The sequence below is a fragment of the Crossiella sp. CA-258035 genome, from assembly GCF_030064675.1.
Classification (GTDB): domain Bacteria; phylum Actinomycetota; class Actinomycetes; order Mycobacteriales; family Pseudonocardiaceae; genus Crossiella.
On record NZ_CP116413.1, the window covers coordinates 3,029,899 to 3,047,005 of the forward strand.

Here is a 17,107-nt window from a genome sequence, read left to right on the forward strand (position 1 = left end):
GGTCAGCGGAAGGAGCTCTCCTCCAGCGGCGAGGACTTCGAGGTCTCCCGCATGCTGCCGTAGACGACCAGCGAGACCAGCACGCAGCCGGCCACGTAGTAGAAGTACACCGACTCCATCCCGGCCTGCTTGAGCCAGAGCGCCACGAACTCCGAGGACCCGCCGAAGATGGCCACGGTCAGCGCGTACGGCAGGCCCACGCCCAGCGCGCGGATGTTGGTCGGGAACAGCTCGGCCTTCACGATCGCGTTGATCGAGGTGTAGCCGGTGACGATGACCAGCCCGGCCAGCATCAGGAAGAACGCGCCCACCGGCGAGTTCGTGCCGGCCAGTGCGGTCAGCAGCGGGACCGTGCCCAGGGTGCCGCAGACGCCGAAGAACAGCAGCAGCGGCCGCCGCCCGATCCGGTCGGAGAGCTTGCCGGCCAGCGGCTGGATCACCACGAAGACGACCAGGGCGAGGAAGTTGATCCAGGCCGCGTTCTGCTTGCTGATCCCGCTGGTGTTGACCATGAACTTCTGGAGGTAGGTGGTGTAGGTGTAGAAGGCCACCGTGCCGCCCAGGGTCAGGCCCACCACCAGCAGGCACTCCTTGGGGTGCTGGAGCAGGGCGCGCAGGGTGCCGCGCTGCGGGGCCTTGCCGTCCTCGGACTGGGCGACCTTCTTGAAGCTCTCCGACTCGTCCATGCTGCGCCGCAGCCACATCACCACGACCGCGCCGGCCGCGCCGATGACGAAGGCGATCCGCCAGCCCCAGGAGTGCATCTGCTCGTCGGTGAGCACCTGCTGCAGCACGATCTGCACACCCAGCGCGAGCAGCTGGCCCGCGGTCAGCGTGACGTACTGGAAGCTGGAGTAGAAACCGCGCTTGCCGGGCGAGGCCACCTCGGAGAGGTAGGTCGCCGAGGTGGCGTACTCACCGCCCACCGACAGGCCCTGCAACAGCCGCGCGGCCACCAGCAGCGCGGGCGCGGCCAGGCCGATCGTGGTGTAGGACGGGGTGATCGCGATGATCAGCGAGCCCACCGCCATCAGCGTCACCGACAGCGTCAGCGCGGCCCGGCGGCCGTACCGGTCGGCGTAGCGGCCCAGCATCCAGCCGCCCAGCGGGCGCATCAGGAAGCCGACCGCGAACACCGCCGCGGTGTTCAGCAGCTCGGCGGTGGGATCGTTCTTCGGGAAGAACGAGCTGGCGAAGTAGATGCTGAACGCCGTGTAGGCGTACCAGTCGTACCACTCGATCAGGTTGCCGATGGAGCCGCGCAGCACGTTGGCCACGACCCGCCGCTCACCCTGCTTGTTTCCCTTGGGCGGTCCCCCGCCGTTGGGGACGTCCTCGCTGACGCCTACCGACATGTGAGTCCTCCTTGAGACCCCTGTCACGGTGGGTGGCGGCACCGTGATCGGCAAGCGGAGGCTGGCAGAACTTACCTCTCCTTGAGGTAACCCGTTGGCGAACACCCGGCGCGCGCCCGGGATACTTCAACCACGGGCCCGACGACGACTTCGAGGTGAGCAGCGACGTGTGTGGAGTGCTGGGACTGATCTGCGCCACTCCCGCGGCGGCGGCGAACGCGCGCGGCGCGGTCGCGGCGGCCATGCGCTGCCAGCGGCACCGCGGTCCCGACGAGCACGACACCTGGCAGGGCGCCGAGGTCGTCTACGGCTTCAACCGGCTGGGCTTCATCGACCTGGAGCACTCGCACCAGCCGCTGGTCTGGGGCCCGCCGGAGAACCCCACCCGGTACACGCTGAACTTCAACGGCGAGATCTACAACTACCGCGAGCTGCGCCAGGAGCTGACCGCCCGCTTCGGCACCCGCTTCAACACCCAGGGTGACGGCGAGTCCATCGTGGCCGGCTACCACCACCTCGGCCCGGCCATCCTGCCCAAGCTGCGCGGCATGTTCGCCTTCATGATCTGGGACAACCAGGAACGGATCGTCTTCGGCGCGCGCGACCAGTTCGGCATCAAGCCGCTCTACTACTCCGCCGGCCCCGGCGGCATCGCCTTCGCCAGTGAGAAGAAGAGCCTGCTGGAGCTCTCCGGCGTGCTCGGCGTGGCCGAGGAGCTCGACCGCACCGCGCTCCAGCACTACCTGGTGCTGCAGTACGTGCCCGAACCCGAGTCGCTGCACCTCGGCATCCGGCGGATCGAGTCCGGCACCGCCTTCCGGGTCCGCCCCGGCGGGCAGCTGGAGACCGCCCGCTACTTCAACCCGACCTTCACCGCCCAGCCGGTGCGCGGCGAGGCCGAGGCCGAGGCGCTGTACCAGCGGATCGCCGACGTCATGCGCGACTCGGTGGGCAAGCACATGATCTCCGACCCCGAGGTCACCGTCGGCGCCTTCCTCTCCGGCGGCATCGACTCCACCGCCACCGCCACCCTGGCCAAGCAGTTCAACCCCAACCTGATCGCCTTCACCGCCGGGTTCGAGCGGGAGGGCTACTCCGAGGTCGACGTGGCCGCCGAGACCGCGGCCGCGATCGGGGTCAAGCACGTGGTCCGCACCGTCTCGGCCAGGGAGATGATGCAGGCGATGCCGCTGATCATCTGGTACCTGGACGACCCGGTGGCCGACCCGGCGCTGGTGCCGCTGTGGTTCATCGCCCGCGAGGCCCGCAAACACGTCAAGGCGGTGCTCTCCGGCGAGGGCGCGGACGAGCTCTTCGGCGGCTACACCGTCTACGGCGAGCCGCTGTCGCTGGCCCCGTTCGAGAAGATGCCCGGCGGCGTGCGCAAGGTGCTGGGCAAGGTCTCCACCAAGATCCCCGAGGGCGTGCGCGGCAAGGACCTGCTCCGCCGCGGCTCGCTCACCCTGGAGGAGCGCTACTACGGCAACGCGCGCAACTTCCGGGACGCCCAGCTGCGCGCGGTGCTGCGGCACTACGACGAGCGGATCGGCTTCCAGGACGTCACCGCGCCCTGGTACGAGATCTCCCGCGGCTGGGACCCGGTGGCCCGGATGCAGCACATCGACCTCTACACCTGGCTGCGCGGCGACATCCTGACCAAGGCCGACAAGGTCACCATGGCCAACTCCCTGGAACTGCGGGTGCCGTTCCTGGACATGGAGGTCTTCAAGGTCGCCTCCAGCATCCCGCTGGACCAGAAGCTGGCCGGCGGCACCACCAAGTACGCGCTGCGCCAGGCCCTGGCCAAGATCATCCCGCCGCACGTGCTCAACCGGCGCAAGCTCGGCTTCCCGGTGCCCATCCGGCACTGGCTCAAGGACGAGATGCACGACTGGGCCTGGGGCATCATCGCCGACTCCAAGACCGAGGACCTGCTGGACAAGAAGGCGGTGTTCCAACTGCTCGCCGAGCACAAGGCCGGGCAGCAGGACCGCAGCCGCCAGCTGTGGGCGGTGCTGATGTTCATGATCTGGCACGGCATCTTCATCGAACACCGGATCAAGGTCGAGGTGCCGGAACCGGTCTACCCCGTCCGGCTGTGACCGAGCTCCGCACCGCCCGCCTCACCCCGCCCCCAGCCTCCTACCGGGTCGCGGCCGCCGCCGGACTGCGGCGCGCGCCCCACCTGGACACCGACGGCCCGGATGGTCCAGACCAGATTCACCAACTACCTACTTAAGTCACTTCCGCGAAACCACTCGACTGTGGCGAAATGGGTCCCGCAGTCGAGCTGAACCTGTTGCCACCGCCGCCCGGAAGTGGTTATTGGGCCACCCCTGCGCTTCGCCCTTCCGTGGTGTCCGGTGAAGTCCTGCTGCGAATTCGCGGGTCCCTGCCCGCGCATTTCCCTGTGCAGCGAGGAGCTCAGTGATGAAACGTCGTCTGCTCGGAATGCTGGTCGCCCTGCTGGCCGCGGCCGGGTTCGCCGCCGTGGTGCCCGCCGCCGCGGCGCCGGCCGCATTCATGATCAGCGAAGGCCAGTTCAACCAGATGTTCCCCAGCCGCAACGGCTTCTACAGCTACGCCGGCCTGCGCAACGCGGCCCAAACGTTCGGGGCCTTCGCCAACCAGGGCAGCGCCACCGTGCAGAAGCAGGAGCTGGCCGCCTTCCTGGCCAACGTCAGCCACGAGACCGGCGGCCTGCGCCACGTGGTGGAGCAGAACACCGCCAACTACCCGCACTACTGCGACCGCAGCCAGCCCTACGGCTGTCCCGCCGGGCAGGCCGCCTACTACGGCCGCGGCCCGATCCAGCTCAGCTGGAACTTCAACTACAAGGCCGCGGGCGACTACCTCCGGGTCAACCTGCTGGGCAACCCCTGGCTGGTGCAGAACGACGCGACCATCTCCTGGCGCACCGCGATCTGGTACTGGATGACCCAGAACGGCCCGGGCTCGATGACCCCGCACAACGCGATGGTGAACAGCCGCGGCTTCGGCGAGACCATCCGCAGCATCAACGGCTCGCTGGAATGCAATGGCAAGAATCCGGCACAGGTGCAGAGCCGGGTCAGCAACTACCAGCGCTTCACCGGGATCATCGGTGTCGCGCCGGGCGGGAACTTGTACTGCTGACCAATTCACTGCTCCATTCGGGGGTGTGACCGGAACAGGTCGCACCCCCGTTTTCCCGGCTCCGCGTGACCCGTGCCGCCGGGCCGCGGGGTGCGAGGCGGCGAGGGGCCCGCCAGATCTGCCGGTTGCGCGTCTTCGATGCCTTTTCCGGCAGGTCCGGGGCGACCGACTAGCCTGACGCCGTCCGCATCCCGCGAGTCATGGAGGACCAACGGTGTCAAGGTCGGTACTGGTCACTGGCGGCAACCGAGGCATCGGCCTGGCGATCGCCCGTGCCTTCGCCGAGCAGGGTGACAAGGTCGCCATCACCCACCGCGGCTCCGGCGCGCCCGAGGGCCTGTTCGGGGTCCAGTGCGACGTCACCGACGCCGAGGCGGTCAACCGCGCCTTCGGCGAGGTCGAGGCCCAGCACGGCCCGGTCGAGGTGCTCGTCTCCAACGCCGGGATCATCGACGACGTGCTGCTGCTGCGCATGTCCGAGGACTCCTTCACCAAGGTCCTGGACGCCAACCTCACCGGCGCCTACCGGGTGGCCAAGCGCGCCGCCTCGGGCATGCTGAAGAAGCGCTGGGGCCGCATGATCTTCATCTCCTCGGTGGTCGGCCTCTCCGGCCAGGCCGGGCAGGTCAACTACGCGGCGAGCAAGGCCGGGCTGGTCGGCGTGGCCCGCTCCATCGCCCGCGAGCTGGGCTCCCGCAACATCACCGCCAACGTGGTCTCGCCCGGCTTCATCGAGACCGACATGACCGCTCACCTGGCCGACTCGCTCAAGGAGCAGATGGCCGTGGTCCCGGCCCGCCGCGCGGGCAAGGCCGAGGAGGTCGCCGCCGCGGTCACCTGGCTCGCCTCCGACGGCGCCGCCTACGTCAACGGCGCAGTTCTGCCGGTCGACGGGGGCATGGGTATGGGTCACTGACCTGTTCTGCCAGGCTAGGGCCGTCGTCATCAACTTCAGTTCGACTCGGAGGAAGAGCACGTGACCGGACTGCTCGAAGGCAAGCGGGTGCTGATCACCGGAGTGATCACCGAGGCGTCCATCGCCTTCCACGCCGCAAGGATCGCGCAGGAGCAGGGGGCCGAGGTCGTGCTCACCGGCTTCGGGCGCCTCCGGCTGGTGGAGCGCATCGCGCAGCGGCTGCCCAAGCCCGCGCCGGTGATCGAACTGGACGTCACCAACCAGGAACACCTGGACGGCCTGGCCGACAAGATCCGCGAGCACGTGCCCGCGCTGGACGGCGTGCTGCACTCCATCGGCTACGCCCCGCCGTCCTGCCTCGGCGAGAACTACATGGACGTGCCGTGGGAGGACGTCTCGGTCGCCGTGCACACCTCGGCGTACTCGATGAAGGCGCTGGCCAAGGCGGTGCTGCCGCTGATGGGCCAGGGCGGCTCCATCGTCGGCATGGACTTCGACGCCCGGGTCGCGTGGAGCAGCTACAACTGGATGGGCTTCGCCAAGGCCGCGCTGGAGAACTGCACCAAGTACCTGGCCAGGGAGCTCGGCAAGCAGGGCATCCGGGTCAACCTGGTCGCCGCCGGACCGCTGGAGACCATGGCCGCGCGGTCCATCCCGGGCTTCAGCGACTTCAACAACCTGTGGACCGAGCGCGCCCCGCTGGGCTGGGACACCTCGGACCGCACCCCGGCCGCCAAGGCCATCTGCGCGCTGCTGTCCGACTGGTTCCCGGCCACCACCGGCTCGATGGTGATGGTCGACGGCGGCATGCACGCCGTCGGTGACTGACTGACAACTGCCTGACAATCCCTGCCCCCGTCCGGTGCGCGAACCCGGGCGGGGGCAGGATTGTGCGGTGAGCTTCGACGCGTTGCTGTTCCTGTCCTTCGGCGGGCCGGAAGGACCCGAGGACGTCCGGCCGTTCCTGGAGAACGTCACCAGGGGACGCGGGGTCCCGCCCGAACGCCTGGACGAGGTCGCCCAGCACTACCTGCACTTCGGCGGCGTCTCGCCGATCAACCGGCTGAACCTGGCCATCATCGACGCGGTCCGCGCCGAGCTGGCCCGGCACGGCCTGGACCTGCCGGTCTACTTCGGCAACCGCAACTGGCATCCGATGGCGGAGGACACCGCCGCCAAGATGGTCGCCGACGGCATCCGCTCGGCGCTGGTGTTCCCGACCAGCGCCTACGGCGGCTACTCGGCCTGCAGGCAGTACGACGAGGACATCCTGCGCACCCGCGCCGCCGTGGACGACGCGCTGGAGCTGGTCAAACTCCGCCAGTTCTTCGACCACCCGCTGTTCGTCGCGGCCTTCGCCGACGCCGTCCGCGCCGCCACCGCCGAACTGCCCGCCGAGCACCGCGAGCAGGCCCGCCTGGTCTTCACCGCGCACTCGGTGCCGAACTCCGCCGACCAGGCCGCCGGTCCGCCGGAGGAAGGCGGCCAGCGCTACTCCCGGCAGGTCGCCGAGGCCGCCCGGCTGGTCGCCGCCGCGGTCGGGGTGACCGGGTACGACGTGGTCTGGCAGTCCCGCTCCGGCCCGCCCCAGGTGCCCTGGCTGGAGCCGGACATCGTCGACCACCTCGACACCCTGCACGAACAGGGCGTCCCCGCGGTCGTGGTGTGCCCGGTCGGCTTCGTCAGCGACCACCTGGAGGTCATCTGGGACCTCGACGCCGAGGCCAAGGACCGCGCCGCCGAGCTCGGCATGGCCTTCGCCCGCGCCGCCACCCCAGGCCCGGACCCCCGCTTCGCCGAACTCGTGGTGGAGCTCATCCGCGAGCACACCGACGGCGTCCCCGCGGGCAAGCTCTCGGACTTCCCAGCCGCGGGCTGCACCCGCAACGGAGCCCCCTGCGCGCCCCTGTGCTGCGAACCCCCGGCCCGCCGCCGCCCGGCCTGACCCACACCGGCCAACACACCGTCCCATTTCGGCCAACACGCCGACCCGCTTGTCCCAGCCCGGCGTGTTGGCCGAAGTCGTACGGGGTGTTGGCCGGTTAGTGCCGTCCCGCCTGGTCGCTGAACAGGCGGATGGCCTCGGCGACCGCGGCGTAGCGGGCCGCGCGCACCGCGTCGGAGAGCGGGCGCAGCGCGGCCACCCTGGCCCTGGCGGCGGAGGCGGACACCGTGCCGCCGTCCGGGTCGCCCATGGCGGCTTGCACGATCGCGGCCACCTCCGCGGCCCGTTCCAGCACCCGCAGCGACCGGCCCGGCATGCCCTGCGGCCACGGGGTGCGGGGGCGGGCGCGCAGGGCCGCGTCGATCTCGGTGCGCACGCCGGGCCGGTGCCGGGCCACGTCCAGGGAGACCAGGGTGGCCGCGGCCCCGCGGACCGCCTCGGCCATCCGGTGCTCGGCCTCGCCGATCGGCACGTACTCCAGGTTCGGCGGCGCGGGCAGGGCGAACACCGACCAGCGCAGCACCCCCTCGGCCACCTCCGCCGGCACCAGGCCCATGGCGGCCGAGGGCAGCACCACCGCCTCCTCGGCGTGCAGCGCGGCCACCTGGAACGGGCCGGGCCCGCCGAGTCCGCGCACGTCGCCGGGCGCGGGCAGGACCAGCGCACCGGTGCGGGCCCCGGCCCGGCGCAGGCAGGCCAGCAGCAGGGCGGGGCCCACCGGGCGGTCGTCGGGCAACGGCAGGTCGAACCGTTCGGCGGCGTGTTCGTCCCCCGCGGTGACCTCCTGGAGCTCACCCCACGCCTGGAGGGCGTCGAGCACGTCATCGGAGGCCGCGGAACCGTTCAGCCACGCGGAGGTCCAGACCGCCATGGTCGCGCTGGCACAAGGCACCGGACGAGGTTACTAGGGTGTGCCGGGTGCCTTCCTTCTCTGGTGATCCCTACGGACGTGATGTGCTCGCCGGCGGCCCCAAGCGGCGCGCCGTGCCCGAGGTGCCAGCCGAGCAGGACCTGGTCGTGGAGGACCCCGCCAGCGGGTTCTGCGGCGCGGTGCTGCGCGTCGAAGGCGGCAACGTGGTCCTGGAGGACCGGCACGGCAGGCAGCGGCTGTTCCCGCTGCGCCCGGCCGCCTTCCTGCTCGACGGCAAGCCGGTGACGCTGGTCAAACCCGCCGCCAAACCCGCCGGACCCGGCACCTCGGCCTCCGGTTCGGTCCGGGTCGACGGGCTGCGCGCCAAGACCGCGGCCGCCAGCCGGATCTGGGTGGAGGGCATCCACGACGCCGAGCTGGTGGAACGGGTCTGGGGCCACGACCTGCGGGTGGAGGGCGTGGTGGTCGAGCCGCTGGACGGCATCGACGCGCTGGCCGAGCGGATCGCGGAGTTCCAGCCCGGTCCGCGCAGGCGGCTCGGCGTGCTGGTGGACCACCTGGTCGAGGGCAGCAAGGAGTCCCGGATCGTGGCCGCCGCCGCGCACCCGGACGTGCTGGTCACCGGCCACCCGTACGTGGACATCTGGCAGGCGGTCAAACCCGCCTCGGCAGGCATCCGGCAGTGGCCGGTGGTGCCGCGCGGCCAGGACTGGAAGACCGGCGTGTGCGCCGAGCTGGGCTGGGGCGAGCCGCCCGCGGGCTGGCGGCGGGTGCTCTCCGGGGTGCGCGGGTTCCGGGACCTGGAGACGCCGTTGGTCGGAGCGGTGGAACGACTCATCGACTTCGTCACTGTCGGTCCACAGCACTGAACCCGGATCGGGTGATACCCGTCGCCCGGTAGATCACACGTCGGTCACGGCGGCTGGTCACGGTCGGCAACGGCATGGGCACTCTGACACGATGGGCGTCATGGCGGCCCTGGTCTGGTTGGTAGCCGGAGTCCTGTTGCTGGCAGCGGAAATGCTCTCCGGTGACTTCGTGCTGCTCATGATCGGCGCGGCGGCCCTGGCCGCGGCAGGCTCGGCCGCGGTGATCGACGTGCTGTGGATCGACGTGGCCGTGTTCGCGGTGACCTCGGTGGTGCTGCTGGCCGCGGTGCGGCCCGCGCTGCGCCGCCGGATGCTGGCCGGGGACCACGTCAAGACCAACGTCGAGGCGCTGGTCGGGGGCAAGGCCGTAGTACTGTCCACTGTGGACGCTCACAGTGGGCAGGTGAAGATCGGCGGCGAGATCTGGTCGGCCCGCGCCTACGACGAGACGCAGGTGATCGAGGCCGGACGGGCCGTCACCGTCATGGATATCGCTGGAGCGACCGCGGTCGTGTGGGCGGAAGGCTGAGGCGTTGGAGGCTGGGTTGGGCGCGGTCATTGTCGTCGCCGTCATAGTCCTGCTGGTGCTGGTGGCTGTCGTCAAGGCAGTGCTGGTGATCCCGCAGGCGCAGGCGGCGGTCATCGAGCGGCTGGGCCGCTTCCGCACGGTCGCGGCCCCAGGGCTGAACGTGCTGGTCCCGTTCCTGGACCGGGTGCGGGCCCGGATCGACCTGCGCGAGCAGGTGGTCTCCTTCCCGCCGCAGCCGGTGATCACCGAGGACAACCTCACGGTGTCCATCGACACGGTGGTCTACTTCCAGGTCACCGACCCGCGGGCGGCGGTCTACGAGATCTCCAACTACATCATCGGCGTCGAGCAGCTCACCACCACCACGCTGCGCAACGTGGTCGGCGGCATGAGCCTTGAGCAGACGCTGACCTCGCGTGACTCGATCAACGGCCAGCTGCGCGGCGTGCTCGACGAGGCCACCGGCCGCTGGGGCATCCGGGTCGCCCGCGTCGAGCTCAAGGCGATCGACCCGCCGCCCTCCATCCAGGACTCGATGGAGAAGCAGATGCGCGCCGACCGGGAGAAGCGCGCCATGATCCTCACCGCGGAAGGCCAGCGGGAGTCCTCGATCAAGACCGCGGAAGGCCAGAAGCAGGCCCAGATCCTGGCCGCCGAGGGCGCCAAGCAGGCCGCGATCCTCTCCGCCGAGGGCGAGCGGCAGAGCCGCATCCTCAAGGCCCAGGGCGAGCGGGCCGCGCGCTACCTGCAGGCCCAGGGCCAGGCCAAGGCGATCGAGAAGGTCTTCGCCGCGGTCAAGGCGGGCAGGCCCACGCCGGAACTGCTGGCCTACCAGTACCTGCAGACGCTGCCGCAGATGGCGCAGGGCGACTCCAACACGGTGTGGATGGTGCCCAGCCAGTTCGGCGACGCGCTGCAGGGCTTCGCGAAGATGTTCGGCAACAAGGGCGAGGACGGCGTCTTCCGCTACGAGGCCCCGCCGGCCGACACCGAGTCCAAGCCGGAGGAGGACGACGAGTCGATCGCCTCCTGGTTCGACACCGCGCCCGACCCGGAGATCGCCCGCGCGGTCAAGGAGGCCACCGCGGTCGCGCAGAAGGACGTGCCGCCGCCCGGCCGCTCCTCGGTCCCGCCGCCGGTGCTGGCCCCGGTCGCCGAGCCCGAGCCCGTCCCATCGCCCGCGCCGGAACCTCCGGCCGCGCCCGCCGCACCGGCACCGGCCCCGGCTCCTCGGGGCGACTCGACCGAGCTGTCCGACGGCGAGACCAAGTAACGCCAGGAATTTCCCGCCGAACGCCGCTCCCGCGAAACCGGGGGCGGCGTTCGACGTTTTCGCTCACCGAGGGTATGCATTCATCGCAATACCGCTAACTGTTTCCGACAAAAGTCGGGTACCGCCCACGGTCACCCCCGTTCGAGACTCACCGTGACGCTGATCGCAACCCTGCGCGATCAGCCTGATCGGGAGGTCTGCGTGAAACTCCGACTCGTTCTCGGCTCGGTGACGGCCACCGCCGCACTGGTCGTCAGCGGCATCGCCGGCACCGCGACCGCGGCCGCGCCCACCGCGCCGCCGACCATTCCCACCGCGAGCATCCAGGCGCACCTCACCGAGCTGGGCAGGATCGCCGCGGCCAACGGCGGCAACCGGGCGCACGGCCGCCCCGGCTACAAGGCCTCGGTGGACTACATCAAGGCCAAGCTGGACGCCGCCGGTTACCGCACCACCATCCACACCTTCACCCAGAGCGGCGCCACCGGCTACAACCTGATCGCCGACTGGCCCGGCGGCGATGAGAACAACACCATCATGTTCGGCGGCCACCTGGACAGCGTCAGCGCGGGCGCGGGCATCAACGACAACGGCACCGGCTCGGCCGGCCTGCTGGAGGTCGCGCTGACCGCGGCCCGGCAGCAGCTCAAGACCACCAAGCACCTGCGCTTCGGCTGGTGGGGCGCGGAGGAGCTGGGCCTGATCGGCTCCACCCGCTGGGTGGCCAGCCTGTCCGCGGCGCAGAAGGCCCAGATCAAGGCGTACCTCAACTTCGACATGATCGGCTCGCCCAACCCCGGCTACTTCGTCTACAGCAGCGCGGGCCAGCCCACCGGTTCGGCGGCGCTGACCACCCTGCTGGAGAACTACTTCCGCGGCGCCGGTGTGCAGACCGAGCAGACCAGCGTCGGCGGCCGCTCCGACCACGCCGCCTTCGCCAGGGCGGGCATCGCCACCGGCGGCACCTTCACCGGCGCCGAGGGCCGCAAGACCGCGGCGCAGGCGCAGAAGTGGGGCGGCACCGCCGGTCAGGCGTTCGACCCCTGCTACCACCGCTCCTGCGACGGGGTGAACAACGTCAACGCCACCGCGCTGACCCGCAACACCAACGCGATCGCGCACGCGGTGTGGAGCCTGACCGCGCCGGCCGCGCTGCGTTCGGCCGCCTAGCCGCAACCCGCTGGACCACCTGGTGGTATCCGCTGCGCTGAACGGGGTCAGCCCGCGCGCCGGTCTCGGTGCGTGCGGTTTCATCTGTTCGTGGCGGGCCGGGCAGGGGACGAGTTCCACGATGTCGCTGCTTTGCGCGGCGCACTGCACGGCTCGCTGTCCCCGCCCAGCCACCACGACGACACCGCGCACTGGCAACGGCTGCACCAGGTGGTCCAGTCCCTGCACGACCTCGTCTCCGACGGCCGCGCCCAGGAGGCCGTGCAGTTCGCCGAACAGGTCGTCGACGTGCTCGCCGGGGCCGCGCACCAGGTCACCGGCCAGTGGGACGAGCTGGCCGACCTGGCCCAGCGGGCGCTGGCCGCGCACGCCACCGCCTGCCGCCTGGTCCGCCCCGACCCCTACCGGCTGGCCGGTTGGCTGATCCGGCTCCAGCTCACCCACCCCGATGGCCCCGAGGTCCGGCTCGCCGAGTACACCGAGGCCCTGGGCAGCGCCGGGCTCGCCTACTACCGGCAGGGCGCGGAGTCCGCCTGCCGCGGCCTGCCCACCATCCGCTTCGGCCAGCCCGGCCGCTACGACCGGCACCGCGCCGCGGTCACCAAGCTGGTGGAGGAGCTGGCCGCGCACACCGGCGACCCCGACCTCACCGTGCAGATCCTGGCCACCGACCTGTCCACCGCCTGGCAGTACCTGCGCATCGCCTCCGTGCTGGAGGAAGCCGGCCGCAGCGAACAGGCCCTGGCCTGGGTGGAACGCGGCCTGGTCGCGGCCAAGGGCACCGGCGCGGTGCCCAGGCTGGTCGACCTCGCGGTGGACCAGTGCGTCCGGCTGGGCAGGCTGGACCGCGCGGTCGAACTGCGCCGCACCGCCTTCCGCGCCCGCCCCGGCCTGGACGCCTTCCTGCGCCTGCGCGCGGTCGCCGACCACGACAAGTCCTGGGAACGGGAACGCCAACGTGTGCTCAGATGGCTGCGCCAGCCCGGCGAGGACGAGCTGACCCGCAACACCGCGTTGGTGGAGATCCTGCTCTGGGAGGGCGACCGGGACGCCGCCCGCCGCGCCGCCGCCGAACGCGGCTGCGCTCCCGAGGTCCGTGCCCGGGTTGACCGTTTTGAGGACTAGACACCTTTCGCAGGTTTCTTAGGATGTGCGGCATGTCGACGCCGTTACCCCGCCGAACGGTCCTGTGCGGACTACTCGCCCTGGCCGGTTCCGCGGCCGCCTGCGGCGACGGCAAGCCCCCGCGCACCGGCGGCACCGGCACCGCCAAACCCGGCGCCGAGCTGGCCCGCCTGTCCGCGCTGCCCTCGGTCGGCGGCGCGCTGGTGGAGACCGAGGGCAACGGCATCCTGCTCATCGTGCGGGCCAAGGACGGCGCGGTGCGCGCCTTCGACCCGCGCTGCCCGCACAAGGGCAACCTGATCAGCCCACCGGTCGGCGGCGTGATCGACTGCCCGACCCACGGCAGCGCCTTCGACGGCGAGACCGGTGAACTCCGCAAGGGGCCGTCGAAAGCGGGGCTCACCCAGATCCCGGTGAAGGTCGACGGGGAGCGGATCATCCTGATCTAGCCCGTGGAATGAGCCACTAGCCGCTGACCGCGCCAACCAGTCGCGGACCACGATCCGGGGGGATCCGTTGCCGAACGTGCCTGACGCCCGCAGACCCAGCCGTGCGGCGGGCAACGCACCTGGGCCGATGGCTCCTGCCCGGCGTGGCCGTAGTGGCGGACACGATACTGAGCACAGCCGAGGCGCAGTGGCTGGCGGCCCGCTTCGACGCGACTCAGTGGGCTCGCGAACCCGCCGCCGACGATCCGCCGCTGCACATCAACATCGACGCACGTGACAACTACGTGGCCAGACGAGTTGATGCCGAGGCATGTGCCGAAGCGCTCTCGAAGCCGTGGCGCGAGATGTCGGACCAGGCGGCCAGCAGCCCCCGTTGATCAGCAGAGCCGTTCGCGGATCGTCTCCCCTGAACGCGTGGACCACATCGCGCACGTAGTCGGAGCTGACCCCGAGCACCGAGGTGACGTCCTGGACCGCCTGCCCCTGGCCGGTCAACTTTCCGGCACGAGCCGCTAGCCAGACCTGGCAATCCGGTGTCGGTGACTCGCCGTAGGCTTACCGCGTGCCCGATCCGTCCACCTACCGCCCAGCGCCAGGGACCATCCCGGACTCCTTCGGCGTGTACAAGTTCCGCGACGGCACCGGGCGGGTCATCTACGTCGGCAAGGCCAAGAGCCTGCGCAGTCGGCTCAACTCCTACTTCGCCGACCTCTCCGGGTTGCACCCGCGCACCCGGCAGATGGTCACCACCGCCGCCTCGGTGGAGTGGACCGTGGTGTCCTCCGAGGTGGAGGCGCTGCAGCTGGAGTACTCCTGGATCAAGGAGTTCGACCCCCGGTTCAACGTCCGCTACCGCGATGACAAGTCCTACCCGATGCTCGCGGTCACCGTCGGCGAGGAGTTCCCCCGGCTGCACGTCTACCGCGGCCCGCGGCGCAAGGGCGTGCGCTACTTCGGCCCGTACTCCCACGCCTGGGCGCTGCGCGAGACCATCGACCTGCTGCTGCGGGTCTTCCCCGCGCGCACCTGCACCGGCGGGCTGTTCAAGCGGCACAGCCAGATCGGCCGGCCCTGCCTGCTCGGCTACATCGACAAGTGCTCCGCGCCCTGCGTCGGCAAGGTCAGCGCCGAGGAGCACCGGGACATCGTCGAGGACTTCTGCGACTTCTTCTCCGGCCGCACCGACACCATGATGCGCCGCCTGGAGAAACAGATGCAGGCCGCGGCCGAGGAGCTGGAGTTCGAGAAGGCCGCCCGGCTGCGCGATGACCTGGACGCGTTGCGCCGGGCCATGGAGAAGCAGGCCGTGGTGCTCGGCGACGGCACCGACGCGGACGTGATCGCCTTCGCCCAGGACGAGCTGGCCGCCGCGGTGCAGGTCTTCCACGTGCGTGGCGGGCGGGTCCGCGGCCAGCGCGGCTGGGTGATCGACAAGGTCGAGGAGGTCGACACCCCCGGCCTGGTCGAGCAGTTCCTCACCCAGTTCTACGGCGAGCAGAACGAGCTCGGCGGACAGGCCGACGGCGGTGGGGGAGAGGCGGTGCCGCGCGAGGTGCTGGTGCCCGAGCTGCCGCCGGAGGCCGAGGCCGTCACCGAGTGGCTGTCCAAGCTGCGCGGCTCCCGGGTGCAGCTGCGGGTGCCGCAGCGCGGGGACAAGCGCGCGCTGGCCGAGACCGTGGCCCGCAACGCCGCCGAGGCGTTCACCCAGTTCAAGCTGCGCCGCTCCGGCGACCTCACCGCGCGATCCCTTGCCCTGCAAGAACTCCAGGACGCGCTGGCGCTGGACACCGCGCCGCTGCGGATCGAGTGCGTGGACGTCAGCCACATCCAGGGCACTGACGTGGTCGCCTCACTGGTGGTCTTCGAGGACGGGCTGCCGCGCAAGTCCGAGTTCCGGCACTTCGCCATCCGCGGCGAGGCCGGCACCGGTGACGTGGGCGGCGACGTCGGCTCCATCGCCGAGGTGGTGCGCCGCCGCTTCGCCCGGCACCGCGCCGACGTCGAGGAGATCGCCCGGACCGCCCCGGTCTCTGGCGAGGTCGAGGCGGCCGAAGCCGAGGCCAGGCCCGGCATCGACCCGGCCACCGGCCGCCCCAGGCGGTTCGCCTACCCGCCCAACCTGCTCGTCATCGACGGTGGCGCGCCCCAGGTCAACGCCGCCGCCGACGTGCTCGCCGAGCTCGGTGTGCAGGACGTGGCGGTCATCGGCATCGCCAAGCGGCTGGAGGAGATCTGGCTGCCGGCCGACCCCGATCCGGTGATCCTGGCCCGCAACAGCGCGGCGATGTACCTGCTGCAGGAGGTTCGGGACAAGGCTCACGACTTCGCCATCCGCTACCACCGGCAGAAGCGGTCCAAGCGGATGACCACCTCGGCGCTGGACGACGTGCCGGGCCTGGGCGAGTCCCGCAAGACCGCGCTGCTCAAGCACTTCGGCTCGGTGCGCAAGCTCCGCGCGGCCAGCGTCGAGCAGCTCACCGAGGTGCCCGGGGTCGGGCGGCAGACGGCACTGGCGGTGCTGGTGGCGTTGCAGAACAAGGACGACAAGCAAGTCCCGCGACAGCAGGAGGACGGGTGACCGAGGAGAAGTCCGGCGTCGAGGTGGCGGTGGTGACCGGCCTGTCCGGAGCCGGCCGCAGCACCGCCGCCAAGTGCCTGGAGGACCTGGGCTGGTTCGTGGTGGACAACCTGCCGCCCGAACTGGTCGCCACCATGGTCGAGCTGGGCGCGCAGGCCCAGGGCGTCATCTCCAGGGTCGCGGTGGTGATGGACGTGCGCAGCCGCGCCTTCACCGACGACCTGGCCGCGGTGATCAAGGACCTGGACGCGCGCGGCTACAAGCCCAAGGTGCTGTTCCTGGAGGCCACCGACGCGGTGCTGATCCGCCGCTTCGAGCACGTCCGCCGCGGCCACCCGCTGCAGGGCGACGGGCGGCTGGCCGACGGCATCGCCAACGAGCGTAGGCTGCTGACTCCGTTGCGGGAGGAGGCCGACCTGGTGCTGGACACCTCCGCGCTGTCCGTGCACCAGCTGCGCGCCAAGATCGAGGACGCCTTCGGCAGCGAGACCTCGGCCAGCACCAGGGTCACCGTGCTCTCCTTCGGCTACAAGTACGGCCTGCCGATGGACGCCGACCTGGTGATGGACGTGCGGTTCCTGCCCAACCCGTTCTGGATCCCGGAACTGCGCGACTTCACCGGCCTGGACGAGGCGGTGCGCAACTACGTGCTCTCCCAGGAGGGCGCGGAGGAGTTCCTGGAGCGCTACCACGAGCTGCTGCGGCTCATCGGCGCCGGCTACCGACGCGAGGGCAAGCGGTACCTGACCCTGGCGATCGGCTGCACCGGTGGCAAGCACCGCAGTGTGGCGATCTCCGAACAGCTGGCCGGGCTGCTGGCCAAGGAGGACGGCATGGCGGTCAAGGTCGTGCACCGGGACCTGGGGCGGGAGTGACGCCGGCACCCGACGAC

Annotated in this window: 16 protein-coding genes; 14 read left to right on the forward strand and 2 right to left on the reverse strand. The window is 70.9% G+C overall.

Annotated features, from left to right (window positions below; genetic code table 11):
• Positions 1-2: 2 nt before the first annotated feature.
• Positions 3-1,355 carry an MFS transporter gene (locus N8J89_RS13955; protein WP_283664773.1) on the reverse strand — a complete coding sequence of 451 codons (1,353 nt, stop codon included), beginning with the start codon at positions 1,353-1,355 and terminating at the stop codon, positions 3-5.
• Positions 1,356-1,522: 167 nt separating this feature from the next.
• Here N8J89_RS13955 and asnB point away from each other — a divergent pair, with 167 nt between their 5' ends.
• The 5 genes from asnB to N8J89_RS13980 all read left to right on the forward strand — a co-directional run bounded on the left by asnB (position 1,523) and on the right by N8J89_RS13980 (position 7,351).
• Positions 1,523-3,457, forward strand: a complete 1,935-nt coding sequence (asnB, locus tag N8J89_RS13960; protein WP_283666158.1) for an asparagine synthase (glutamine-hydrolyzing) — start codon at positions 1,523-1,525, stop codon at positions 3,455-3,457.
• A gap of 349 nt (positions 3,458-3,806) precedes the next feature.
• The gene (locus N8J89_RS13965; protein WP_349497501.1) at positions 3,807-4,490 is read left to right on the forward strand and encodes a chitinase; all 684 of its coding nucleotides are present in this window, start codon (positions 3,807-3,809) and stop codon (positions 4,488-4,490) included.
• Between the two features lie 214 nt (positions 4,491-4,704).
• A complete protein-coding gene (fabG, locus tag N8J89_RS13970; protein ID WP_252481633.1) occupies positions 4,705-5,406 on the forward strand; it encodes a 3-oxoacyl-ACP reductase FabG in 702 nt (233 codons plus the stop codon).
• Positions 5,407-5,466: 60 nt separating this feature from the next.
• Entirely contained in the window at positions 5,467-6,234 is a 768-nt protein-coding gene (fabI, locus tag N8J89_RS13975; protein ID WP_283664775.1) for an enoyl-ACP reductase FabI, read from the forward strand.
• A 67-nt stretch (positions 6,235-6,301) separates the two neighbouring features.
• The gene (locus tag N8J89_RS13980; protein ID WP_283664776.1) at positions 6,302-7,351 is read left to right on the forward strand and encodes a ferrochelatase; all 1,050 of its coding nucleotides are present in this window, start codon (positions 6,302-6,304) and stop codon (positions 7,349-7,351) included.
• A 97-nt stretch (positions 7,352-7,448) separates the two neighbouring features.
• Here N8J89_RS13980 and N8J89_RS13985 read toward each other — a convergent pair whose 3' ends face one another.
• A complete protein-coding gene (locus tag N8J89_RS13985; RefSeq protein WP_283666159.1) occupies positions 7,449-8,222 on the reverse strand; it encodes an Rv1486c family protein in 774 nt (257 codons plus the stop codon).
• Between the two features lie 47 nt (positions 8,223-8,269).
• Here N8J89_RS13985 and N8J89_RS13990 point away from each other — a divergent pair, with 47 nt between their 5' ends.
• The 9 genes from N8J89_RS13990 (at position 8,270) to rapZ (ending at position 17,090) form a co-directional block, all read left to right on the forward strand.
• Positions 8,270-9,091 (forward strand): DUF3097 domain-containing protein, encoded by an 822-nt coding sequence (locus N8J89_RS13990; RefSeq protein ID WP_283664777.1) that lies wholly within the window; start codon positions 8,270-8,272, stop codon positions 9,089-9,091.
• Positions 9,092-9,191: 100 nt separating this feature from the next.
• Complete coding sequence (locus tag N8J89_RS13995) at positions 9,192-9,620, forward strand: NfeD family protein (RefSeq protein WP_502868488.1); 429 nt, start codon at positions 9,192-9,194, stop codon at positions 9,618-9,620.
• A 55-nt stretch (positions 9,621-9,675) separates the two neighbouring features.
• A complete protein-coding gene (locus N8J89_RS14000; RefSeq protein WP_502868446.1) occupies positions 9,676-10,893 on the forward strand; it encodes an SPFH domain-containing protein in 1,218 nt (405 codons plus the stop codon).
• Positions 10,894-11,094: 201 nt separating this feature from the next.
• A complete protein-coding gene (locus N8J89_RS14005) occupies positions 11,095-12,063 on the forward strand; it encodes a M28 family metallopeptidase (protein ID WP_283664780.1) in 969 nt (322 codons plus the stop codon).
• Positions 12,064-12,135: 72 nt separating this feature from the next.
• On the forward strand, positions 12,136-13,188 hold the full coding sequence (locus tag N8J89_RS14010) for a tetratricopeptide repeat protein (RefSeq protein WP_283664781.1): 1,053 nt from the start codon (positions 12,136-12,138) through the stop codon (positions 13,186-13,188).
• A gap of 32 nt (positions 13,189-13,220) precedes the next feature.
• Entirely contained in the window at positions 13,221-13,637 is a 417-nt protein-coding gene (locus N8J89_RS14015) for a Rieske (2Fe-2S) protein (protein WP_283664782.1), read from the forward strand.
• A gap of 143 nt (positions 13,638-13,780) precedes the next feature.
• Complete coding sequence (locus N8J89_RS14020; RefSeq protein ID WP_283664783.1) at positions 13,781-14,014, forward strand: hypothetical protein; 234 nt, start codon at positions 13,781-13,783, stop codon at positions 14,012-14,014.
• A 185-nt stretch (positions 14,015-14,199) separates the two neighbouring features.
• Entirely contained in the window at positions 14,200-16,215 is a 2,016-nt protein-coding gene (gene uvrC, locus N8J89_RS14025; RefSeq protein WP_283664784.1) for an excinuclease ABC subunit UvrC, read from the forward strand.
• Positions 16,212-17,090, forward strand: a complete 879-nt coding sequence (rapZ, locus tag N8J89_RS14030) for an RNase adapter RapZ (protein WP_252481643.1) — start codon at positions 16,212-16,214, stop codon at positions 17,088-17,090. Before uvrC ends, rapZ begins: the two co-directional genes overlap by 4 nt.
• Positions 17,091-17,107 lie beyond the last annotated feature (17 nt).

What these genes read in the sequence shown, in the direction of transcription:
- N8J89_RS13985 (WP_283666159.1), bottom strand. Translation starts at nt 8,222, where the DNA reads ATGGCGGTCTGGACCTCCGCGTGGCTGAACGGTTCCGCGGCCTCCGAT.
- N8J89_RS13995 (WP_502868488.1), top strand. Translation starts at nt 9,192, where the DNA reads ATGGCGGCCCTGGTCTGGTTGGTAGCCGGAGTCCTGTTGCTGGCAGCG.
- N8J89_RS13955 (WP_283664773.1), bottom strand. Translation starts at nt 1,355, where the DNA reads ATGTCGGTAGGCGTCAGCGAGGACGTCCCCAACGGCGGGGGACCGCCC.
- N8J89_RS14015 (WP_283664782.1), top strand. Translation starts at nt 13,221, where the DNA reads ATGTCGACGCCGTTACCCCGCCGAACGGTCCTGTGCGGACTACTCGCC.
- N8J89_RS13965 (WP_349497501.1), top strand. Translation starts at nt 3,807, where the DNA reads ATGCTGGTCGCCCTGCTGGCCGCGGCCGGGTTCGCCGCCGTGGTGCCC.